The 21,687-nt window shown below is 61.2% G+C and carries 19 protein-coding genes; 18 read left to right on the plus strand and 1 reads right to left on the minus strand.

Annotation, left to right across the window (positions count from 1 at the left end):
- Positions 1-155 precede the first annotated feature (155 nt).
- A complete protein-coding gene (locus tag OIU37_RS20545) occupies positions 156-731 on the minus strand; it encodes a TetR/AcrR family transcriptional regulator (protein WP_180695859.1) in 576 nt (191 codons plus the stop codon).
- 104 nt (positions 732-835) lie between these two features.
- Here OIU37_RS20545 and OIU37_RS20550 point away from each other — a divergent pair, with 104 nt between their 5' ends.
- The 18 genes from OIU37_RS20550 (at position 836) to msuE (ending at position 21,671) form a co-directional block, all read left to right on the plus strand.
- On the plus strand, positions 836-1,522 hold the full coding sequence (locus tag OIU37_RS20550) for a glutathione S-transferase family protein (protein WP_180695858.1): 687 nt from the start codon (positions 836-838) through the stop codon (positions 1,520-1,522).
- Between the two features lie 100 nt (positions 1,523-1,622).
- Positions 1,623-2,594, plus strand: coding sequence for an alpha/beta fold hydrolase (locus tag OIU37_RS20555; RefSeq protein WP_180695857.1), 972 nt, complete (start codon positions 1,623-1,625; stop codon positions 2,592-2,594).
- A gap of 176 nt (positions 2,595-2,770) precedes the next feature.
- A complete protein-coding gene (locus OIU37_RS20560; protein WP_180695856.1) occupies positions 2,771-3,196 on the plus strand; it encodes a MarR family winged helix-turn-helix transcriptional regulator in 426 nt (141 codons plus the stop codon).
- A 68-nt stretch (positions 3,197-3,264) separates the two neighbouring features.
- Positions 3,265-4,158 carry an NAD(P)H-binding protein gene (locus OIU37_RS20565; RefSeq protein ID WP_180695855.1) on the plus strand — a complete coding sequence of 298 codons (894 nt, stop codon included), beginning with the start codon at positions 3,265-3,267 and terminating at the stop codon, positions 4,156-4,158.
- Positions 4,159-4,270: 112 nt separating this feature from the next.
- The gene (locus tag OIU37_RS20570) at positions 4,271-5,047 is read left to right on the plus strand and encodes an SDR family NAD(P)-dependent oxidoreductase (protein ID WP_180695854.1); all 777 of its coding nucleotides are present in this window, start codon (positions 4,271-4,273) and stop codon (positions 5,045-5,047) included.
- A gap of 534 nt (positions 5,048-5,581) precedes the next feature.
- Positions 5,582-6,610, plus strand: coding sequence for a ketopantoate reductase family protein (locus tag OIU37_RS20575; protein ID WP_180696158.1), 1,029 nt, complete (start codon positions 5,582-5,584; stop codon positions 6,608-6,610).
- A gap of 52 nt (positions 6,611-6,662) precedes the next feature.
- Complete coding sequence (locus OIU37_RS20580; RefSeq protein WP_130742289.1) at positions 6,663-7,232, plus strand: TetR/AcrR family transcriptional regulator; 570 nt, start codon at positions 6,663-6,665, stop codon at positions 7,230-7,232.
- Between the two features lie 12 nt (positions 7,233-7,244).
- Entirely contained in the window at positions 7,245-7,847 is a 603-nt protein-coding gene (locus OIU37_RS20585; protein ID WP_180695853.1) for a 2-hydroxychromene-2-carboxylate isomerase, read from the plus strand.
- Between the two features lie 201 nt (positions 7,848-8,048).
- A complete protein-coding gene (locus tag OIU37_RS20590; protein ID WP_180695852.1) occupies positions 8,049-9,446 on the plus strand; it encodes an FAD-binding oxidoreductase in 1,398 nt (465 codons plus the stop codon).
- Positions 9,447-9,581: 135 nt separating this feature from the next.
- Positions 9,582-12,002, plus strand: coding sequence for a molybdopterin guanine dinucleotide-containing S/N-oxide reductase (locus OIU37_RS20595; protein ID WP_180695851.1), 2,421 nt, complete (start codon positions 9,582-9,584; stop codon positions 12,000-12,002).
- 96 nt (positions 12,003-12,098) lie between these two features.
- A complete protein-coding gene (locus tag OIU37_RS20600; protein WP_180695850.1) occupies positions 12,099-13,751 on the plus strand; it encodes an ABC transporter substrate-binding protein in 1,653 nt (550 codons plus the stop codon).
- A gap of 37 nt (positions 13,752-13,788) precedes the next feature.
- A complete protein-coding gene (locus OIU37_RS20605; RefSeq protein ID WP_180695849.1) occupies positions 13,789-14,799 on the plus strand; it encodes an ABC transporter permease in 1,011 nt (336 codons plus the stop codon).
- Positions 14,796-15,644, plus strand: a complete 849-nt coding sequence (locus tag OIU37_RS20610) for an ABC transporter permease (protein ID WP_171603263.1) — start codon at positions 14,796-14,798, stop codon at positions 15,642-15,644. The genes OIU37_RS20605 and OIU37_RS20610 overlap by 4 nt, the downstream gene beginning before the upstream one ends.
- On the plus strand, positions 15,623-17,353 hold the full coding sequence (locus OIU37_RS20615; protein WP_171603264.1) for an ABC transporter ATP-binding protein: 1,731 nt from the start codon (positions 15,623-15,625) through the stop codon (positions 17,351-17,353). Before OIU37_RS20610 ends, OIU37_RS20615 begins: the two co-directional genes overlap by 22 nt.
- On the plus strand, positions 17,350-18,432 hold the full coding sequence (locus OIU37_RS20620; protein WP_171603265.1) for an LLM class flavin-dependent oxidoreductase: 1,083 nt from the start codon (positions 17,350-17,352) through the stop codon (positions 18,430-18,432). Before OIU37_RS20615 ends, OIU37_RS20620 begins: the two co-directional genes overlap by 4 nt.
- Positions 18,433-18,629: 197 nt before the next feature.
- Positions 18,630-19,736, plus strand: coding sequence for an LLM class flavin-dependent oxidoreductase (locus OIU37_RS20625; protein ID WP_180695848.1), 1,107 nt, complete (start codon positions 18,630-18,632; stop codon positions 19,734-19,736).
- A 118-nt stretch (positions 19,737-19,854) separates the two neighbouring features.
- Positions 19,855-21,036: an acyl-CoA dehydrogenase family protein gene (locus tag OIU37_RS20630; RefSeq protein ID WP_264258554.1), complete on the plus strand. Its 1,182-nt coding sequence runs from the start codon at positions 19,855-19,857 to the stop codon at positions 21,034-21,036.
- Positions 21,037-21,110: 74 nt separating this feature from the next.
- On the plus strand, positions 21,111-21,671 hold the full coding sequence (gene msuE, locus OIU37_RS20635; RefSeq protein ID WP_171603268.1) for an FMN reductase: 561 nt from the start codon (positions 21,111-21,113) through the stop codon (positions 21,669-21,671).
- The last annotated feature ends 16 nt before the right edge of the window (positions 21,672-21,687 follow it).

Consider the following 21,687-nt stretch of genomic DNA (forward strand, 5'->3'; position numbering starts at 1 on the left):
CTGTATATTTTGAACCACGGCCCGCGGTCAGCAGTATCAACTGACTGAGTAGGATGGGTATTTCGACCGCAGATGCCGCTGAAGTGCCTCGCCGGATAGGTCGGCCGGCGGACTTGCGCAAAAACCATTGCCCTCACATTAGAGCCGCCGGCCAATTACGGGATGAGACCCGTGGTCCGATAGGCCCGAATCGTCCGGTCATAGATGCCGATGTCCCGGCAACCGCGCGCGACCAGCTGCGCGCCTTCGATAGCAGCAAAGATCGCCATCGCGCACTCCTGCAGATCTTGCTCACCCGTCGAGGGCCTTGCGCGTGAGAGGATCTGGGTGAGCCATCCGACGTTCATCTCCGCGAATCTATCGACCTCGGTTCTGACCTCCGCAGGCAGGTCGTCGAGTTCCGCGCTCATGATGCCGCACAGGCACATGCGATTATCGTTGGCCAGGGCGGCGCGAAAGATCGCCGCGTATCTGTCCATACACCAACTCGCATCGTTGGAAGTGGCCAGCAGTTCCGCCAGGTAGGCTGCGCCCTCCTCGGTATAGCGACGCGCCAACGCGGCGCCGAGATCGCCCTTGGTTGGGAAATGATAATGCACGCTGGCGCTTTTGATCCCGACCTCTTTCGCGAGTTCACGAAAGCTCAGCGCGTTGTAGCCACGCGACTGCACCGTCGCTTTTGCGGCGGTCATGACCGCCTCGCGCATATCCGTTTTGGTTTTTGCCATCATCGATCCATACCTATCACTCGATAGATAGTTGTTGACGGTCGAAAAGGGAAGAGGTATCTCTGAACTGTAATCTATCTATCGATAGACAGATAAGGAAGTCTCTCATGAAAATCTTCGATCGCCCCGGCTTTCCCAATCCGGCCCGCATCCGCATCGTGCTTGCCGAAAAAGGGCTCGAACCGCAGGTCGAGTTCGTCTCCGTCGACCTCATCGGCGCCGAACATAAGCAACCCGCCTTCCTCGAAAAGAACCCTTCGGGCGTGCTGCCGGTGCTCCAGCTTGAGGACGGAACCTACATCAGTGAGGCGACCGCCATCACCGAATATCTCGACAATCTCGACGGCGATCCGCGGCTCACCGGCAAGACGCCGAAGGAAAAGGCTGTCATCCACATGATGCACAAGCGGGCCGAGACCGAGCTGCTCGATGCGATCGGCAACTACTTCCATCACGCGACGCCCGGCCTCGGCGCCGAGCTGCAAGTGTTCAAGAGCCCGGAATGGGCTGGCCGTCAGGACTGGGGCAACCGCCAGCGCGATAAGGCGCTAGCCGGCATGAAGTATTTCGACACGGTGCTGCAGGATCGTTCGTTCGTCGCCGGCGATGCATTCTCGATGGCCGACATCACGGTGTTTGCCGGGCTGATGTTCGCGGACGCCGCCGGCATTTCCATCCCTGACGATCATTCCGCGCTGAAGTCCTGGCGCGCGAAGGTCTCTGAGCTCCCGAGCGTCAAGAATCGCAGCGGCCAGATGTTCGTCACCGAGGATCTGCGCAGGCTCGGCTTCTAATCCTCCACACGAAAGCGGTTAGAACACCGCACCGATGCACCCAACCACATTCGCCAATCACGCCGCTCTCCATGTGGCATCATTCTCACGGAGTTTCCTCATGTCTACAATCTCAACACCCGATAGCGCTTCCCGCCGAAACCTGCTGAAAGGCGCCGCCATCGCCGGGGTCGGACTTGCAGCGGCTGGTGCCGGCGCAACCCCCGCCGATGCAAACACCCCCGCGCCTGTCCGCGCCGGCAAGGCCACAGGCGACCGCCTCGTCACGAAAGACGGCACCAGCCTCTATTTCAAGGACTGGGGCACCGGGCCGGCCGTGGTGTTCAGCCATGGCTATCCGCTCTCGTCCGACGCCTGGGAAGACCAGATGTTCTTCCTGCTGCAGAACGGCTACCGCGTCATCGCCCACGACCGTCGGGGTTTTGGGCGGTCGAGCCAGCCGTCCGGCGGCTACGACTACGAGACCTTCGCCGATGATCTGGCACAACTGGTCGAGGCGCTCGATCTGCGCGAGGCGACCCTCGTCGGTCATTCGATGGGCGGTGGCGAGGTCGCACGCTATATCGCCCGCCATGGCCAGAGCCGCGTCGCCAGGGTCGCTTTCGTTTCCTCGGTGACACCCTTCCTGCTCAAGACCGCGACCAATCCAAACGGCGCTCCCAAGGAGCTGTTCGATACATTTCGCGCCGCCGTGCAGGCAAACCGGTCGCAGTGGAATCTCGACGTGACCACGCCGTACTACAGCTTCAATCGTCCGGGCGCGCATGTGTCGGAAGGCCTGCGGGAGAGTTACTGGCGTCAGGGACAGGCAACCGGGTTTCTTGCCGCCTATCATGCGCTTGGCGCCTTCTCGGAAACCGATTTCCGCGACGACCTCAAGAAGATCACGGTTCCCGCCCTGGTGGTCCACGGCAGCGACGATCAGATCGTGCCGCTGGAGATATCTGCGAAGTTGACCGCCGGGCTCGTTCCGCATGCCAAGCTTATCGTCTACGACGGCGGCTCCCATGGATTGCTGCACGTCGATAAGGACCGCTTAAACGCCGACCTGCTGGCGTTCCTTCGCGGCTGACGCTACCATGTTCAAAAGGCCGGGGGGCGGGGTGTAGCCCTGCCCCCCGGTCTTTGAGAGCCCTCAGCGTGCGAGGATCGGTTCAGAGGTTCGGGACGTTGCGGGTCTGTGACCCTGTCAATCGAGCGGAGAGGTTCGCGCTTGACGCTGTGCAATTACACAGTTAAGTGTACGCCATGCCGACGCCAACTGGTCCCCATCTCTGTTACGCCCTCGCTGCCCGCCAAAACGCGCGGCATCTGAGCCGTCTTTACGACAATCATCTGGCGCCCGCCGGTCTGTCCGTCTCGCAGTTCTCGATCCTGTCGCTGCTGGAAGCCTACGAGACTCTCAAGATCACCAAATTGGCGCAGATGCTGAGCATGGAACGCACGACGCTGGTCCGCGCGCTGAAGCCGCTTCAGGCGGCCGGGTGGGTTGTGGCCGGTAGAGCGGATAGCAGCCGCTCCTTCGATGTCGGGCTCTCCCGCTCCGGCCTGGACAAGGTGGCGGAGGCCGTGCCCCTTTGGAAAGAGGCCCAAGCCGCATTTGAACGGGAGGTCGGACAGGACCGCGCCGTGCGCATGCGCGATGAAATCCTGGAGTTCAACCTCGGCGGGTAGTTCCCTTTTTTTACCCAAAAGTGTGTAATTACACACATGATGACGCAGCCACACACAAGGAGATAGAAATGACTGACACGTTCCTCGTTACCGGCGCGACCGGTGAGACCGGCCGCTACACCGTCCAACGTCTGCTCGAAAATGGTCATGCCGTCAGGGCTATGGTCCACAAGGAGGACCAGCGGGCCGAGGCGCTTCGCGGTGACGGCGCGGAGGTCGTGGTCGGCGACCTCTTCGAGCATGACGACGTTATCCGCGCCGCAGCCGGCACCGCCGCCGCCTATTTCTGCTACCCCGTCCGTCCCGGCATCATTCAGACGACGGCATATTTCGCCGATGCGGCCAGGCGCGCCGGCCTCAAGGCCGTGATCAACATGTCGCAGATCTCCGCGCGCGAAGACTCAAAGAGCCATGCGGCGCGCGATCACTGGATCGCCGAGCGGATCTTTGACTGGTCGGGCGTTCCGACCGTGCATCTGCGCCCGACCTTCTTCTCGCAATGGCTGCTCTACCCGTTTGCACGCAAGACCATCGTCGAACAGAGCATCATCGATCTGCCCTATGGCGCCGGCCGTCATGCTCCGATCGCTGCTGAGGATCAGGCCCGGCTGATCGCCGCGCTCCTGGTAGAGCCGGCCGCCCATATCGGCAGAACCTACACGCTCCATGGGCCGACCGAGCTCGACCAGCCGGGCATCGCCGCGGCGATCGGCGAGGTGCTCGGCCGCAAGATCAGCTACCGGCCGCTGACCATCCCCGCCTATCGCGTGCGCCTCGAAAAGTTCGGCTTGCCCGAGTTTCTGATCCAGCATTTCTGCGCGATCGCCCTCGATTACCAGAACGGCATCTTCTCGGGCGCCGACAAGATCATCGCCGAAGTGACGGGCGTGCCGCCGATGACCGTTCAGGACTTCGTCGCGTCGCACCGGGCCGCCTTCAATACTCTGGACGCGGCGGCGTAAGCCGCTCCGGTGCGTTGCCCAACGGAAATCAACGGAAGTACCGGCTCCGTCCAAGACGCTGGTGGCGGCGCGATGAACGCGCCGCCCGGCCAATCTTTCCAGGAGAAGCAAGTTGAACATCGACCTTTCAGGTAAAGTCGCCCTCGTCACAGGGTCCACCGAAGGCATCGGATTTGCCATTGCCCGTGGGCTCCATGAGGCGGGCGCAGCAGTCATTATCAACGGCCGCACCCAGCCGAAGGTCGATGCAGCGGTGGCGCGCCTCGGTAGCCGTGCGCGCGGTCATGCGCTCGACCTCGCCAGCGCTGAGGGCTGTGACGCCATGATTCGGGCCGAACCTGCGCTGGACATCGTCGTCAGCAACCTCGGCATTTTTCAGCCGCTGGATTTCTTCGAGACCGACGATGTGATCTGGGACCGCCACTGGCAGGTCAACGTCATGGTAGGCGTGCGGCTGGCTCGCGCCTACCTTCCGAAAATGGCTGCCAAGTCGTGGGGGCGCTTCATCTTCCTCGGTTCGGAATCCGCCTTCAATATTCCCACTGAGATGATCCACTACGGCGTCAGCAAGACCGCCGACGTTGCGGTTGCGCGCGGTCTTGCCAAGCGCATGGCTGGCACGGGAGTGACGGTGAACTCGGTGCTACCGGGCCCGACCATGTCCGAAGGCGCCGCCGAGATGCTCAAGGGGCATGTCACCGCCGAGCGGTCCTTCGAGCAAGCCGGCATCGACTTCGTCAAGACGCATCGTCCGACCTCCATCATCGAGCGGCCGGCAACCGTCGAGGAGGTTGCGAACATGGTGGTCTACGTCGCGTCCCCGCAGGCGTCCGCGACAACCGGTGCGGCGCTGAGAGTCGATGGCGGCGTCGTGGACTCGCTCGTCTAGCGCCCGATCGAAACGCGCGCCCCGCCGGTCCTCCGATCAACCGAGCGTCTGGCGCGGGCCGGAAGTCTCGCCGCGAGTGGTCTGTCGGATCGGCTGCAGCGATACGCGTTCGGAAAGCATTCCAGCCGGTGGGTGCTAACGCGTGACTCTCTCGATGACGGTGACGAGACCGGCTGGAAGGGTGTACGGACCGTGGGCATGGCTTCGACCTGGCTGCGATCATGTGGTCCCGAAACGCGGGGCTGGTTCCCTGGTCGCATGCCCGTCCTGATATAGACTTTGTGAGGTGCCGATGCGGGTGGCGGTCTTGATGAGGATCGAACCGAGGGCAGCGCATGGTGCTTCTTATTCCACCGTCGGCGGAGATGAAGGTGGCCGTAAAACGCCCAAATTCCAAACTATTTTCTACGAAATCAGTAGAAAGAGAACGACCTGTCTTTCTTCAATCCATTTGCGTGCCTATGCTTCCAACGTGGGTTTGTCGACCTCCACACGTCAGCCCGCATTGGTCATAAATCAGATTTGAGAAGAGAGATGACACGATACGTTATCGTGGGGGCAGGCGCGGTTGGTGCGAGCCTCGCTGCGCAGTTCGAACTTTCCGGCATCCCATATGCGCTCGTCGGACGCGGCGCACAGATCGGCCATATAAAGAGATATGGCCTGAGCTACCAGCGTCCCTCCGGCAAGCGACAGATCGGGCTTAACGCTTTCGACCTCAGCGACCCGCCCGAACTGACCCTCGATGATATCCTGTTGTTGACGGTCAAAACTCAGGACGCGGCGAGCTCCCTGGCCTCCTGGTCATGGCGTCCTGTATCGGATTCAGGGGGCGCAACGGCTGCCAGTCTCCCCGTCGTCACCTTTCAAAATGGCTTGGCGACAGAAGCGATTGCGCTCAGAACTTTCGCCAGGGTTTACGGTGCGAGTATTCTGACGCCGGCACGGTTTACCGAAACGGGCTCCGTTGCAGTGGCGGGTGATCCGCAGGTCGGCGTCGTCACCATAGGGCGTTTCCCGTCGGGTTCTGATGAAACAGCCGAGCAGATTGCGGCGGACCTCAACCGCGCCAATTATCTGGCGGAAACCAGCAATGATATCCGCCGTTGGAAATCAGCCAAACTTCTTCACAACGTCCGAAACGTCTTGGAATTGTTCGTTGGCGCCGAGGATGTCCGCGTCTCGATCGCCGACGCGCTGGTCAATGAAGCTCGCCAAGCTCTTGAGGCTGCCGGTTACAACCTCGCCTCCCCGTCTGAGCGGACCATAGATCTGTCAGGGTGGCGCATCGCTCAGGACAGCGGCATCCATCCCGGTCAACAATCGACTTGGCAGAGTTTCACCAGAGGCGCTTCGAGTGAAGTCGATTTTCTCAACGGCGAAATCGTCCTGCTTGGTCGTTTGCACAATATTCCGACACCCTACAATGAGGTTGTCCAGAATCTTGCTGGCAGATTGGAGCATCAAGGCGGCTTCACGAAAGCACTGGCGCTTGACACGATTCAATCACTTGTCGGCAGGCCCTATCAGGCGAGCAACACCGGTCTCGCCGCAACGACCTGATGTGTCGCCTTCCAATTGTTCAACGATGCAACCACCAACCTGAAGCGATCCAATGAGAGAACCCATATCAGATCAGATCCTCGCCGCAGCCGGCGGGCTATTTTACAGCGAAGGTATTCGGGCTGTTGGGATAGATCGCATTATCGAAGAAGCGAAAGTTGCAAAGGCAACGCTATATCGACACTTCCCGTCCAAGGATCATCTTGTTGCAGCCTATCTCCAGGATCGCCACGAACGTGTTGTTCGTTCCTTGCGGGAGGCCTTGGACGCGACGGGTGCTCCGAGAGACCAAGTCAGAGTTATTTTCGAGCGCCTGTATGAAAAGGCCGACAGCCCGGAGTTCCGGGGCTGCGCATTTGCTCTTGCGGTGGCCGAGCATGGCGACTCAGAACGTGTCGTGTCCGTCGCCCGAACGCACAAGAAGGCCGTGAGCGACATCTTCCGCGCCATTATCTCCAAAGCCGAATTGGGGCCTGACCAGACTGCTGCTCATCTATCGCTTCTTTATGAAGGCGCGCTTGCGACGGTGGCAGTCGGACGTGATCCAACAGCGGTTCTCGTCGCAAGAGACTGCGCACTTTCTGTATTCGACGCCGCGATCCCACACGACCGGACATCTTGAGAGCACCAGAATATGACAAAGATCATCGACTATTTCTTCGGCATTGGCTCGCCATGGGCCTTCATCGGTCTGGACCCATTCGCGGCGCTCGCTTCCGAACAAAACGCGACGATCCGCCCCTATGTCATCCCCCTGATTGAGGATAACGGCGCCATCTATTCTCGTAACCGGCCGGAGGCCCGTCGAGCGTACTGGACGAAGGATCTCAAACGTTGGGCAGCCGTCCGGGGCAAAACGCTGAACTTCGAAAACCGTGCAGCCTTGTCGGATCCAACGCCCGCCGGCTTCATGATCCTTGCCGCCATCGATGCGGGCGAAGACTGGCTCAAGCTGACGAAAGCGCTGCAGGAGGCCTTCTGGTTGCGCGGAGAAAATATCGGTGACGCAGAGGTCCGTCGCGCGATCGCGGATGCCGCGGGCTTCGATGGTACAGCGTTGGATGAGCGTGCCCAGAGCGATGCCGTGTTGTCGATATGGAAGGCCAATTACGAGATCGCCAAGGACGCCGGTGTGTTTGGGCTGCCGACATTCCGTTATGAGGACGAGCTTTACTGGGGCCAAGACAGCCTGCCATTCCTCGAACGTCATCTCAAGGGCACAAAACTGGTCGCCTGATCCTGTCGTAAAGTCGGGGTGCGCGCCCGCGCGAACGCAGCCGGGCCGCAAACCTCAGATCGCAATTCCGGGGTTTCTCATGTCTCATTGCTCGTCGGGTTCCCTGGTCTTCACCGAATGGTTGGGGGTGGATCTCGATCATCCTGGCCGCGTGATTCTTGACGGCTCTTTCACGATACCGATGTCGCGCGGAGCCGACAAATGAGTGCGTTCTCCTCTGCTCTTATCGAAGTGCTACACGACCGTTTCGGTGATCGCTTCTCCACATCGCAGCCGTTGCGGGAGCAGCATGGCCGCGGTGAATCTCACCACATCGCCGCGATTCCGGATGCGGTCGTCTTTGCAGAAAACACGGAGGACGTAGCGGAAACTGTGCGGCTCTGCGCGGCCGAAGGCGTGCCGGTCATCGCATTCGGCGCCGGTACCTCCCTCGAGGGCCATCTGACCGCGGTACGGGGTGGTGTTTCCATCGATCTCTCCCGCATGTCGCAGATCGTCCGCATCAGCGCCGAGGATTTGGATTGCACGGTTGAGGCCGGTGTGACACGCGAGCAGTTGAACACTCACCTGCGTGACATGGGCCTGTTCTTCCCTATCGATCCGGGCGCCAATGCCTCGATCGGCGGCATGGCATCGACCCGCGCGTCGGGCACGAATGCCGTGCGCTACGGAACCATGCGCGAAAACGTCTTGTCTCTAACCGTCGTTCTTCCGAGCGGTCAGATCATCCGAACCGGTGGGCGGGCACGAAAATCGTCGGCCGGATACGATCTGACGCGGCTCTTCGTGGGCTCCGAAGGGACCCTCGGCATCATCACCGAGGTGACGCTGCGGCTTTATGGCATTCCGGAAACGACCTCCGCCGCACTCTGCTCGTTCGAGAACGTCGAACAGGCGGTTGCTGCGGCCATCGCGGTCGTGCAGCTCGGCATTCCGGTCGCGCGGATGGAGTTGATGGACCGCGGTCTGATTGCAGCCGTCAATGCTTATTCGAACCTGTCCTTGAAGATCGAGGACACATTGGCCTTCGAGTTTCACGGCTCTACGGCCAGCGTGCAGGAACAGATAGAGATGGTCGCCGGCATCGTCGGGGACAACGGTGGCAAGGACTTCAAGTGGGCTACTACGCCGGAAGAACGCAACCGCCTCTGGAAGGCGCGTCACAATGCGTTTTATGCCGTCGTGTCCCAGCGTTCAAATGCCAAAGGCTGGTCTTCCGACGTCTGCGTGCCAGTATCGCAGCTCAGCGCCTGCATTCTCGATACACGCGAACTGCTGCGGAGCTGCAGCGTGCCGGCCGCCATTCTCGGCCATGTCGGCGACGGCAACTATCATGTTGTCTTCGCTGTCGATCCGACGAACCAGGCAGAACTCGATGAGGTCGCCGCCATCAACAAGAAGATGGTGGAATATGCGATTTCGGTCGATGGCACATCGACGGGCGAACATGGGGTGGGCACGGGCAAGATCAAATATTTGCGTCAGGAACACGGAGATGCCGTGGATCTGATGGCGGTCATCAAAAACGCCATCGATCCGAAAGGCATCATGAATCCCGGCAAAGTCCTTCCAGACGATGTTTCGCCGGCTACTGCATAATTTCATCCTTAAATCGGAATCGATTTAAGGATGAAATTATGCAGGATTTCAAAGTGTTACAGCGTCCTTGGGGCGTCTTAAAAGACGCGCGGCGCTGTACTCTGAAAACGGCTTGATTGCCGAGGATACCGTCAGATGAATAGCTTCAAGACCCACAGTTGCCATTGGGGCGCGTTTTCAGGCCGATACGAAAACGGAAGTCTTGAGGTCCGGCCTCATCCGGGCGATCCGCATCCGTCGCCATTGCTGGGCAACATTCCGGCGATCGCCCATAGTCCTATGCGTATCAGGCGGCCGGCGATCAGACGCGGCTGGCTCGAAGGCACGCCGGGTCACGCGCAGAATCGCGGAGCGGACGACTATGTCGAGGTCAGCTGGCCGCGCGCAGCGGACCTTGTCGCAAAAGAGCTGCAGCGCGTTTACGGAAACTTTGGCCCGGAAGCCGTGTTCGGGGGATCCTACGGTTGGTCGAGTGCCGGACGCTTCCACCATGCCCAAAGCCAGATCCACCGGTTTCTCAATGTGCTGGGTGGTTACGTCAGTTCCGTCAACACCTATAGCTCCGGTGCGGCAATGGTCATCCTCCCGCATGTATTGGGGCCATACGATCATTTCGACCGCAAGAGTGTCACCTGGGATGCCATCGAGCGGAGCAGCGAACTGGTGGTCGCCTTCGGTGGAATGGCGACCAAGAATGCGGATGTCCATGGTGGAGGCATCAGCGCGCATATCGTGCGCCAAAAGCTGAACGGCGCAAGCGCCCGCGGCGCCCGCTTCATCCTCGTCAGCCCGCTGAAAGACGATTTCCCCGCTGAGTTGAATGCGGAATGGCTGTCGATCATACCGGGCACGGATGTCGCGCTGATGCTCGGCCTTGCGCATGCGCTCGTCAGTGCAGGACTGCACGACCGCGGATTTCTCGATAACTATACGATTGGCTACGAGCGTTTCGAGGACTACCTACTCGGTCGGACCGACGGTGTCGAAAAAAGCCCGGAGTGGGCTTCCGACATTTGCGGAATCGGCGCCGACCTGATCATTGATCTAGCGCGGACCATGGCAAGCGCCAGAACGTTGATTACCGTCAGCCATTCCCTCCAGCGAGCTGACCATGGCGAGCAGCCCGTCTGGATGGGCGTCGTGCTGGCCGCAATGCTCGGGCAGATCGGACGGGATGGCGGCGGCTATGCGTATTCCCTCGGCGCCTTGGGAAATATCGGCAAGGGCCAGCTTGGCGTTCCATTGCCGACGCTTAGCCAGTTCAAAAATCCTGTGGCGGATTTCATTCCCGTCGCGCGTATCGCCGATATGCTCCTCAATCCGGGCGACGCATTCCACTATAACGGCCAGGCGATGCGTTATCCCGACATCCGTCTCGTCTATTGGGCGGGAGGCAACCCGTTCCATCACCACCAGGATCTGAACAGACTGCGGGCGGCGTTCAAGAGACCGGAGACCATCATCGTCCATGAGACGGCCTGGACGTCCTCCGCGCGTCACGCGGACATCGTGCTGCCGGCGACGACCACACTCGAGCGTGACGACATCGGTGCGGCGGACCGCGATCCGCTGATGGTCGCCATGAAGAAGCTGATCGAGCCGGTCGGCGAAGCAAGGGACGATTATGAGATCTTTTCCGAGATCGCGCGCCGTTTCGGGAAGTTCGAGGAGTTCACGGAAAACCGGACCAGCAGGGAATGGCTGTCCGCCTTGTTCGAGACTACGCGCGCAGCACTCATAGCCGGTGGACATGATGCTCCGGACTTCGAGACGTTCTGGGATCGGGGCGAGCTGAGCCTTCCGCTCAAGACCGACGACGGCGGTCCGGCGCGCGCCTTCAGGCAGGATCCGGCGGCATTTCCCCTCAAGACGCCATCCGGAAAGATCGAGATCTTTTCGCAGACGATCGAAAGCTTCGGTTACGACGATTGCCGCGGCCATCCGCGATGGTATCCTCCCGGCGCGAAGGCTGGGGCCGACGAGAGCCGATACCCGCTCCATCTGGTCTGCAACCAGCCGCATCAGCGGCTGCACAGTCAATTGGACTATGGCGATTTCAGCCGTTCCACCAAGATCAAGGGCCGGGAACCGGTTCGCATCAACCCAGCCGACGCGGCCGAGCGCGGTATTTCGGATGGCGACATCGTCAGGCTGTTCAACGCGCGCGGCAGCTGTCTTGCGGCAGCGGTGATCAGCGAGGAGGCGCGAAGGGGCGTGATGCAGCTTGCGACGGGTGCATGGTTCGAGCCGGACGACCCGGCCGCCGAGAAGTCGATGTGCGTCCACGGCAACCCGAATATCCTCACTCGCGACGTCGGAACCTCACAATTGGCCCAAGGCTCGACCGGACAGCTCACCAGGGTGGAGGCGGAGCGGTTCGCCGGCGAACCGCCTCCGGTGCGGATATTCGAGGGGATGACATTCTTGGACGAGGCTGAGAGGTCCGGCACGAAGGCTGCAACCGGTAGATCGGCTTCACCAACCATGGCGAGGGATGCGCCGAGCCCGGAAAAGCTGATCCTCACACACCCGGAAACCGAACAAAATAATCCATAAATTTAGTAGAAAAAGAACAACTGGTCTTTCTCCCTCCTGTTGCCCTGCTTAGGCTAAGCGTCGTGATCTCCTCGGCAAACAATACAGGACCGCATTATGATCGAACGCTTTTCCCCGTTCTCCCTTCCCCGGCGTCGTCTGCTGATCGCCACCTCTGCGCTGGCAATCGCCGCCCTGGTGGGAACGGCGGAATTCAATCCGGCTCTGAGTGCCGATAGCCCACATAATGGCGGTGACATCACCTTCCTTATCGACTCGCTGGGCGATACCTGGATCCCGAACAACAGCGCCATTTCCAGCTTCCAGGGCCACATCTGGGGCCATGTGACTGACAAGCTCCTTTACGTCGATGCAGACGGCAAGGTCAGCCCCTGGATCGCCGAACGTTGGGAGCAGAACGACACGGCCACCGAGTTTACCCTGCACCTGAAGAGCGGCGTGACTTTCTCCGACGGCACCCCGCTCGATGCATCGGCCGTCGTCGCCAATCTCGACATCTGGTACGCCGGCCGCAAGAGCGAGGGCATCAATCCGATTGGTCTCTTCCCAAAGACCTACGACCATGCCGAGGCAATTGACGCGACCACGGTGAAGGTCTTCTTCAAGGCGCCGACGCTCGGCTTCATCCCGACCCTCGGCTATCACGGCTCGATCCTCGTCTCCCCGAAGACCCTCGCACAGCCCGCCGCCCAGCAGGCTGACCTCAGCAAGACTTCCGGCAGCGGCCCCTACGTGGTCGATTCCTGGAAGGAGGGCGACTTCGTCAAGCTGGTCAAGCGCAAGGATTACAACTGGGGTCCTCCTGCCGTCGGCCATACTGGCCCGGCTTTTCTTGACTCGATAACCTACAAGCTGGTGTCCGAGCCCTCGCTACGCGTTGCCGCTGTTCAGTCGGAGCAAGCCGATGTCGCCTATAACGCTTCGCCGCAGGAGTTGGAGTCTCTCAAGGCAGAGGGCTTCACCATCGCGACACCACGCTATCTCGGCTTCGTGAACGGCTGGGCAATCAACACCAAGCTTGCGCCATATGATGACGTAAAAGTCCGCCAAGCCCTGCAGGCAGGTATCAATCGCCAGGAGATCATCGACACCGTCTATACGCCAGACTGGAAGCTCGCGACCTCGTTCATTCAGAGCAACGTGCCGGGTGCGACCGACCAAAGCGATCTGCTGGCGTATAATCCCGAAAAGGCCGAGAAGCTGTTAGACGAGGCGGGCTGGACTAAAGGCGCGGACGGCATCCGCACCAAGAACGGCCAGCCGCTGGTGCTGACGCTGCATTCCAACCCCTACCTCGCAACCTCGAAATCGGTCGACGAGCTCATCGCCCAGCAACTCGGAAAGATCGGCTGGAAAGTCGCAATCCGCGCCTACGATGTCGTCACCTTCGGCCAAAAGGTCAAATATGGCGGTCCGGCTGTGCCGGCCTACGAGGTGACGCGCAGCTTTATCGACGCGGGCACCGTCGCCAGCATCCTGACGAACGCCAACAATGGTGAGAACTGGTTCGCCCTCGACGAGAGCGACAAGACGCTCAACGAACTCCGCGACAAGATCGCCGGCGCCGGTTCCATCGAAAGCCGCAAACCGCTGCTCGACGAGTTGCAGAAATACATCCTCGAGCAGGGTTACTTCATCCCACGCACGCAGATCGTCCAACGCATCTACGTGCAGTCTCCGAAGCTCAAGGGCGAAGTCTACAACGGCGTCGCCTACGCCAGCTACTACACGGCCACGAAAAGCGAATAACCCGCAATTCAACCGAGCAAGGTAAGAAGGTGACGGTATGAGCAAAGCCTACCTAAACTACGCCGCAAAACGCCTCGTGCAGGCGATCGTCGTGATCCTGCTGGCTTATGTCTTCACCTTCGTCGTTGTCAGCACCCTGCCCGGCGACCCGATCACCAATGTCCTGAACAATCCGCAGAATGGGTTCACGCAGGAGGAGATCAAGGAGATCATCGCCGCCCAGGGCCTGGATAAGCCGATCCCGGTCCAGCTATGGACATCCTTTTCCGGCTTCGTGACCGGCGATCTGGGCCTGTCGATGCGGACCAACCGGCCCGTGTCGACCCTGATCGCCGAGGTGCTGCCGTCGACATTGGTCCTTGCTTCCGCAGGCCTCGCAGTAGCACTGCTGCTCGCGGCGGTGATCGCCTATGGCACGCAGTTTCTTCCAAAACACTTTGGCCAAGGCTTGCTGCGGGGCTTCCCGTCATTGTTCCTGTCGGTGCCAAACTTCGTGATCGGCCTGGTGCTGATCCACCTCTTCGGTTTCCAGCTCGGCGTCTTTCGGGTGATCGAGCCCGACAGCTTCTGGGCGACTCTTTTCGCTGCCATCGCGCTCGGCATCCCCATCTCTGCGCAAATCGCCGAAGTGCTCATCGCCAACCTCGATCATGAGTCCGGCCAGGAATACGCCGCCGTCGCGCGGGGTCGTGGCCTCGGGCAAATGCGCCTGTTCGCCAAACACCTGCTCAAGCCATCGTCGCTGCCGGTCATCACCGTCATCGCGCTTACCATCGGCGAACTGCTTGGCGGCTCGCTGATCACCGAGACGGTATTCGGACGCACCGGTCTCGGCAGCCTGGTGCAGCGGTCGGTGAGCACTCAGGACCTGCCCGTGCTTCAAGCGGTCGTCTCGCTGGCAGCGGTGGTCTTCGTGGTCGTCAACCTGATCGCCGATCTTGCCTACCCGCTGCTCGACCCGCGCGTCAAACTCCTCGGCACTCCCGAGCGTCGTCCAACCACAGCTGACGAAAGTTCCGTCGGCATTTCCAAGGCGGTGACCTCATGACCCTCGCCTCCACCTACTCTACCTCGCGCGTCACCGCGATCGGGCGGCTGACAGCCTTCCGCGTGCCGCCGGTCGTCGCGCTCTCTTTCGCAATCGTCGCGCTGGCGATCGCCTGGTCGCTCGCCCCGAGCCTGTTCACGAGCTATGACCCGGTCAACGGCGTTCCCGCTCAGAAGCTGCTAGGCCCCAGTGCGGCGCACTGGTTCGGCACCGATCACCTCGGCCGCGACCTTTATACCCGCGTTGTCTATGGCACAGCCTCTTCGGTCGCCAGTGCACTGATCGCCGTGGTCATCGGCGTTTTCGCCGGTGGCCTCATCGGCCTTTTGGCCGGCTTCTTCGGCGGCTGGGTGGACACCCTGTTTGCGCGCCTGGTCGACGTGCTGCTTGCGATTCCAAAATTCTTGCTCGCCGTCATCGTCGTCACCGCGATCGGCTTCGACACCACGAACGCCGCCATCGCAACCGGCGTTTCGGCGGTGGCCCTCTTCGCCCGGGTGATGCGCTCGGAGGTCATCAAGACCCGGCAGGCGACATTCGTCGAATCGTCCTTTCTGCTCGGCGGATCGCGCTGGCACATCCTGTGGCGCCACGTGCTGCCGAACGCGTCGCGCTCGGTGCTGCCGCTTGCTGTGCTGCAGTTCGGCGACTCGATCCTGGTGATCGCCAGCCTTGCTTTCCTCGGCTACGGCGACCCGCCGCCCGCCTCCGACTGGGGCCTGCTGATCTCAATCGGCAAGGATTACCTCAAATGGCCGTGGCTCGTTTACGCGCCCGCATTCGTTACGATCGCAACCGTCCTCTCCGTGAACAGGATCAGCCGATGGCTTCGCAAGACAGACTGACTGAGCTTTTCGCCCGTATTGACGCCACCGGATCGGCGCTCCCGCAATCGGCCCCCCTGCTTCGGATCGACGGGCTATCGGTTTCCTACGGACAGCAGGAAGTCGTCAGCGACGTCGGGTTTGAACTCGGCCGCGGCAAGAGCCTTGCCCTCATCGGAGAGTCGGGGTCGGGCAAATCAACGATCGCTCGCGCGGTGTTGCGACTGCTCCCCACGGGTGGACGCGCGACCGGCTGCGTCGAGTTCGACGGCCAGGAGGTGCTGGGGCTCTCGGAACGTCGTTTCCGGCCGCTGCGAGGACGCGCTATCGGGTTCGTGCCGCAAGACCCCGGCAATTCGCTCAACCCCGTCCGGACGATCGGCGCCCAGGCGATGGAGGCGGCCGCGCTCATCGACGAGCCCAACAAAGCAATCCGCAAAACGCTCATCCTGGAAACCTTCGCCCAGGTCGGGCTCGACAACCCCCAACGCGTTTACGACTCCTACCCGCACCAACTGTCCGGCGGCATGCTGCAGCGCGTGTTGATCGGCCTTGCGGTTCTTCCACGCCCGTTGCTGCTGGTCGCGGACGAGCCGACCTCCGCGCTCGACGTCACGATCCAGAAACGCATCCTCGACCTGCTTTCCAAGTTACAGCACGAGCTGGATATCAGCTTGCTTCTCATCACCCACGATCTGGCGATCGCCGCCGAGCGGGCCGATGCACTGGTGGTCCTCAAGGACGGCGTCGTCCAGGAAGCCGGCAGCACCGCTTCCGTCTTCTCCGCGCCCGCCTCGGCATATGCCAGGAAGCTGCACGCCGATGTCCCCGCCCTCAACCCCGATCGCTACCGTGCACTGCGCGACCCCGCCTTCCGTTTTCTGGGGACCAAAGCCGACAAGGCACCGAAGATCGAGGTTAGCGGCGTCACCAAGACTTTCACGGTGGACGGCAAAGTTCTGACGGCCGTCAACGACGTGTCGTTTGCCGTCCAGGCTGGCACCACGCACGCGCTGGTCGGCGAATCCGGTTCGGGCAAGACGACGGCAATCCGGCTGCTGCTTGGGCTCGAACAACCCGACATCGGCACGATCGCGGTCGCCGGCGAGCAGCTCCACGGTCGTTCGCACGAGTCGCTGCGCGCGGTATGGCGCCACCTTCAGCTCGTCTATCAGAATCCGTTCACCTCACTGGACCCAACCTGGAAAGTCGAGCAGCTGGTGCGCGAACCGCTCGACCGGTTCAAGATCGGAACCCGCGAAGAGCGGACCGCACGAGTCCGCGAAGCGCTTGATAATGTCGGACTCGGCGAGCACCTGCTTTTGCGCAAGCCGGAAGCCTTGTCCGGTGGCCAGCGCCAGCGCGTCGCAATCGCCCGAGCGCTGGTCCTCAAGCCTGATGTGATCGTGCTGGATGAGCCCACTTCCGCGCTCGACGTCAGCGTCCAGGCCGATATCGTCGAGGTGCTGCTTTCGCTGCAGGCCAAGCTTGGCTTGACCTATGTATTCGTCTCCCACGATCTGGCCCTGGTTCGCCAGCTCGCCCACACCGTCTCGGTGATGCAGCGCGGACGCATCGTCGAACATGGGACCGTCACCGACATCTTCGGAAACCCCCAGCAGCCCTATACTCGGTCGCTGCTGGAATCGATCCCATCGGGCGCCGCTGGTATCGCCCGCGCGCCACACCCGCAACCTCGGCGGATTTTCAACGAGGAAAGGATCGCATGACCATCGCTGCGCCTGTAAATCCTCAGCCCGCGTCGTTCCGCCCAAAGCAGCGGCTCGGTTTCAACACCAGGGTATCGTTCAACGACGAGACCGGACCGGCGCAAGGTCTGCGCGACGGGATCGAGTTGTTCAAGGAAGCAGAGCGGCTGGGTTACCAGTCGGGATGGGCCTATCAGCGACACTTCGACCATTACCTCTCCTCACCGCTTCCGTTCTTCGCCGCGGCCGGTCAGCACACCAAGCGTATCAATCTGGGGTCGGCGGTCATCCCAATGCGCTATCAGGATCCGATCCTGCTCGCCGAAGCGGCCGGTACGACGGACTTGCTAATCGATGGCCGGCTGGAGCTTGCCATCTCGACCGGTGCCAACGCGGCGTTCGACGCTGTGTTCGGTACGGTCGACACCGACGCCCGGACGGAAGCCAAACGCCGCCAGGCACGCTTCCTCTCAGCGATCGCAGGCGAAGTCCTCCATACTGTCGTTTCGCCGGGCCAGGGCGCTCCGCAAGGTGCGGAATTGCGTGTGACGCCGCATAGCCCGACCCTGCGCTCCCGCATTCGACAAGGTTCGGCCAGCCTGAGCTCGGCGGTGCAGGCAGCCGAACTCGGGATCGGGCTAATCTCGGGAACCGTGCAGCACGACCAGGCCGAGGGCGAGACTTTCGGGCAGTACCAGGCTCGCATTATCAAGGCGTTCCGCGCCACCTGGCGCAGGACGTGGGCAACGGAACCGCCACCGGTCGCCGTCGCCGCATCCATCCTGGTTGGGACCACCGCCGAACTTCGAGAGAAATACGCTGCCTATGACCTCGAACGTCGCACTCAGGGAATTGCCGCGTCGCGTCCCAAAGGTGCCCTCGCACCTGCCAGCCAGCCAGCCGGCGTTCAGATTTCGCCTGTCTTCCAAGGCACGCCCGATCAAGTGATCGAGGCCGTATTCAATGATCCGGGCATCGCCGCCGCGGACGAGGTCGTGCTCTTTCTGCCACCCGGCTTCGGCCTCGCCGAGAACATAAGGTTGCTGACCGATCTGGCCGAGACAGTCGCTCCAGGACTTGGCTGGTCGCCGGCCTCGTAACCCATGCACAGGCGGCTCGATACCAGCACCGTTGGAGACGGCCTGCGTCAACGCCATGACGGGGAGCGGGTCCTACTCCATCCGTCGCGATAGCGAATATTTTCTATAAAATCGATAGAAAGAGAATGACCTGTCTTCCTCGCGGCGCTGCCGCGCCTTAACGTCAATGCAATGGTCTGCAACCTGAAGGAGCTCACATGTCCGCGGAATTCATTAGCGTCAGCTTTCCCAACGAGTCGAACGACCTCAATCCCATTCCCGACGCGCCAGTGGATCCTCGTTTCCTGGAGCGCTATGCACGCGCCCTCGATGACTATGGTTTCAACTACACGCTGATCCCCTATTCCTCCTCCTCCTTCGATCCCTTCACGCTCGGCGCCACGGTCCTGGCACACACGAAGCATATCAAGATCATCGTGGCTTTGCGCCCGAACACCGTCTACCCGACGGTCGCAGCCAAATCGCTTGCAACACTCGATCAGTTGAGCGGCGGGCGGGTCGTCGTTCACTTCATTGCAGGCGGCAGCGACGAAGAGCAGGCCCGCGAAGGCGACTTCCTCGACAAAGAGGAGCGCTACGAGCGGCAGGAAGAATACATCCGGATCCTGCGTCTGGCCTGGACGTCCAAAGAACCTTTCGATTTCGACGGCAAATACTACCAGTTCAAGCAATTTCGCAGCGCAGTGCGTCCCACCAACGGCCTGATCCCGATTTCGGTCGGCGGTTCTTCGGATGCCGCGTATCGCATCGGGGGGGCACTGGGCGACATTTTCGGGCTCTGGGGCGAGCCGCTTGCAGAAACAAAGCAGCAGATCGAACGGATCTACGCGGAAGCGGCAAAGGCAGGTCGGGCGGATCGCCCGCGCATATGGGTTACCTTCCGGCCGATCGTGGCGGAAACCGACGAGTTGGCATGGCAGAAGGCGCATAGAGTGCTCGACCAGCTGAACGAAAACCGCCAGAAAGGCTTGGCACGTGCGCCGCTCAATGCGGCACGTCCGGCCAATGTCGGCTCGCAGCGGCTGCTGGACATCGCGGCACGCGGTGACGTGCATGACCGCGCTCTATGGTATCCGACGGTGACCGCGACCAATGCCGGCGGCGCCACCACCGCGCTGGTGGGTTCGCCGCGCACCATTGCAGATTCCATCCTCGACTACATCGATCTTGGCTGCGATCTGATCTCGATCCGCGGCTATGACAATTACAATGATGCGGTCGACTACGGCCGCTACATCCTTCCGCTCGTGCGTGAAGGCATTCGCGAACGGGAAGAGGCGAATAAGAAGAAGAGTGCTGCGTGATGCATGCAGTCCGGCCCGAGCGCCGGACTGCACGTCCCCTTTTTCTCAACGCAGCCGGATCTGCTCGTCCTTTGCCTAGGGATAGGACTGCCTTAACAGCCAGAAAGCGTCGACCCGCATGTCCCATGATACAATCGTTCCAGATGAAACCGTGCGCGTTATCGCGGACGCCGCACCGGATGCGGATCGAACCGGTCAATTTCCCTGGACCGGTATCCGGGCCGTTCATCAGAGCGGCCTCCTAGAGAGCACCGTTGCAACCCGCTATGGCGGTCAAGGCGCGACGCTGGCTGATGCGGCCCACATTCTGGCGGCGCTGGGACGGGGTGATCCCTCGGTAGCGCTGATCAGCGCCATGACGATCTTCAATCATCTCGGCCAAGCCGCAAAGAACCATTGGCCTGATGATCTGTACCGGCACCTGCTGGCAGAGGCAAAGCAGAAACCGCTGTTGCTCAACGCCGCACGCGTCGAGCCGGAACTGGGGTCCCCTGCGCGCGGCGGCCTCCCCGCGACGATCGCCCGCCGCACCGCAAGCGGCTGGTCGATCACCGGGCGCAAGCGCTTCGTCACCGGCGCATACGGTCTTACGCATTTCCTTGTCTGGGCGCATACCGATGAAACGCCTGCTCGCGTCGGAACATTCGTCGTGCCGAATGGATTGCCCGGCATCCACGTGATCGAGAACTGGAACAGCCTGGGCATGCGCGCCACAGGTTCGCACGACGTCGAATATACCGACGTCGAGATCCCAGCCGAAAACGTGCTGGAACTCGTCGATCCGTCGGTTGCCCAGCAGGACAATCGCGCCCACGCGGCGATGACCTTGGCACTGACCGCGATCTATCTCGGCGCGGCCGAGGCCGCGCAAGCGGCCTTCATCCGCTTCGCGCATGAGCGCGTGCCTGCCAATTTGGGCCATCCCATTGCTCGCACGGAGCGGTTCGTGACGCTCTCGGGTGAAATCGACCTACTCGTTTCCGGCGCCCGGCAGATCATTTTCGGCGCGCTCGAGGCCAACCATGGCGATGCGGAAAAGATGATAAGGGCTCGGCTGATCGCAGGCCGGCAACTGCGCGAAGCCGTGCAGATCGCGGTGCGTTGCATCGGCAATCCGGGTCTTAGCGCCGACCTGGGGCTTGAACGGCATTTCAGGGATATCCAATCCGTGCTTGTCCACGCGCCGCAGGAAGATACATCCATTTCGATCTTGGGCCGTGCCGCCTTTGATCGATGGAACCGAGAGGAAACTGCCCGCTCGAGCTATCCGGCAGGGCTGACGGTCCTCAAAACTGCATAGCAAAACAGAGCGCCTCGCCCGATGACCTCCCTCCTCCCTCGCATGATCGAGGCGAACTCGCGAAAGGAATTTAGATGAGCAACGATCTGATCGTCGGCTTTTCGGGCAATCTCTCCCGCCCGTCCAGCACCAGGCGCTTCGTGGAGAGTGTTACGGAATCGCTGGCGAAACAGGCCGGCCTGCAGCATGCGGTGTTCGACGTCGAAGACCTCGGCACCTCGCTGGCGGCCGCAAGATCGGTCGCGGACCTCGATTCTGCCGCGAGAAAGGTGATCCAAACAATCATCGAGGCAGAAGCGCTCGTCATCGGCTCGCCAACCTACAAAGGGAGCTATACGGGCCTGTTCAAGCATGTCTTCGATCTACTCGATCCGGCAGACTTGCGCGGCAAACCCGTCATCCTGACGGCAACCGGCGGGGGCGATCGACACTCTCTCGTTGTCGAGCATCAACTTCGCCCGCTGTTTGCTTTTTTCGAGGCCTTTGTTCTGCCGACGGCAATCTACGCCTCGAGCCGCGATTTCACCGATGGCATTCCGTCAACGGCTATTCTCGGTCGCGTAAACCAGGCGCTGGCAGAAGCCTCCGTTCTTGTGAAGGCGCGCTCGACTGCAGACGCGATTGCCGCGGAATAAGCAGTCGGTCGGCAAA

It is taken from the genome of Rhizobium sp. BT-226, from assembly GCF_025847085.2.
GTDB lineage: Bacteria > Pseudomonadota > Alphaproteobacteria > Rhizobiales > Rhizobiaceae > Rhizobium > Rhizobium sophorae.

Bases quoted from the DNA above. Each gene is read 5' to 3' on its own strand.
- OIU37_RS20605 (WP_180695849.1), top strand. From the start codon at position 13,789: ATGAGCAAAGCCTACCTAAACTACGCCGCAAAACGCCTCGTGCAGGCG.
- OIU37_RS20590 (WP_180695852.1), top strand. From the start codon at position 8,049: ATGAGTGCGTTCTCCTCTGCTCTTATCGAAGTGCTACACGACCGTTTC.
- OIU37_RS20595 (WP_180695851.1), top strand. From the start codon at position 9,582: ATGAATAGCTTCAAGACCCACAGTTGCCATTGGGGCGCGTTTTCAGGC.
- OIU37_RS20565 (WP_180695855.1), top strand. From the start codon at position 3,265: ATGACTGACACGTTCCTCGTTACCGGCGCGACCGGTGAGACCGGCCGC.
- OIU37_RS20600 (WP_180695850.1), top strand. From the start codon at position 12,099: ATGATCGAACGCTTTTCCCCGTTCTCCCTTCCCCGGCGTCGTCTGCTG.
- OIU37_RS20580 (WP_130742289.1), top strand. From the start codon at position 6,663: ATGAGAGAACCCATATCAGATCAGATCCTCGCCGCAGCCGGCGGGCTA.
- OIU37_RS20545 (WP_180695859.1), bottom strand. From the start codon at position 731: ATGATGGCAAAAACCAAAACGGATATGCGCGAGGCGGTCATGACCGCC.
- OIU37_RS20625 (WP_180695848.1), top strand. From the start codon at position 18,630: ATGTCCGCGGAATTCATTAGCGTCAGCTTTCCCAACGAGTCGAACGAC.
- msuE (WP_171603268.1), top strand. From the start codon at position 21,111: ATGAGCAACGATCTGATCGTCGGCTTTTCGGGCAATCTCTCCCGCCCG.
- OIU37_RS20560 (WP_180695856.1), top strand. From the start codon at position 2,771: ATGCCGACGCCAACTGGTCCCCATCTCTGTTACGCCCTCGCTGCCCGC.
- OIU37_RS20630 (WP_264258554.1), top strand. From the start codon at position 19,855: ATGTCCCATGATACAATCGTTCCAGATGAAACCGTGCGCGTTATCGCG.
- OIU37_RS20555 (WP_180695857.1), top strand. From the start codon at position 1,623: ATGTCTACAATCTCAACACCCGATAGCGCTTCCCGCCGAAACCTGCTG.
- OIU37_RS20585 (WP_180695853.1), top strand. From the start codon at position 7,245: ATGACAAAGATCATCGACTATTTCTTCGGCATTGGCTCGCCATGGGCC.
- OIU37_RS20620 (WP_171603265.1), top strand. From the start codon at position 17,350: ATGACCATCGCTGCGCCTGTAAATCCTCAGCCCGCGTCGTTCCGCCCA.
- OIU37_RS20610 (WP_171603263.1), top strand. From the start codon at position 14,796: ATGACCCTCGCCTCCACCTACTCTACCTCGCGCGTCACCGCGATCGGG.
- OIU37_RS20550 (WP_180695858.1), top strand. From the start codon at position 836: ATGAAAATCTTCGATCGCCCCGGCTTTCCCAATCCGGCCCGCATCCGC.
- OIU37_RS20615 (WP_171603264.1), top strand. From the start codon at position 15,623: ATGGCTTCGCAAGACAGACTGACTGAGCTTTTCGCCCGTATTGACGCC.
- OIU37_RS20575 (WP_180696158.1), top strand. From the start codon at position 5,582: ATGACACGATACGTTATCGTGGGGGCAGGCGCGGTTGGTGCGAGCCTC.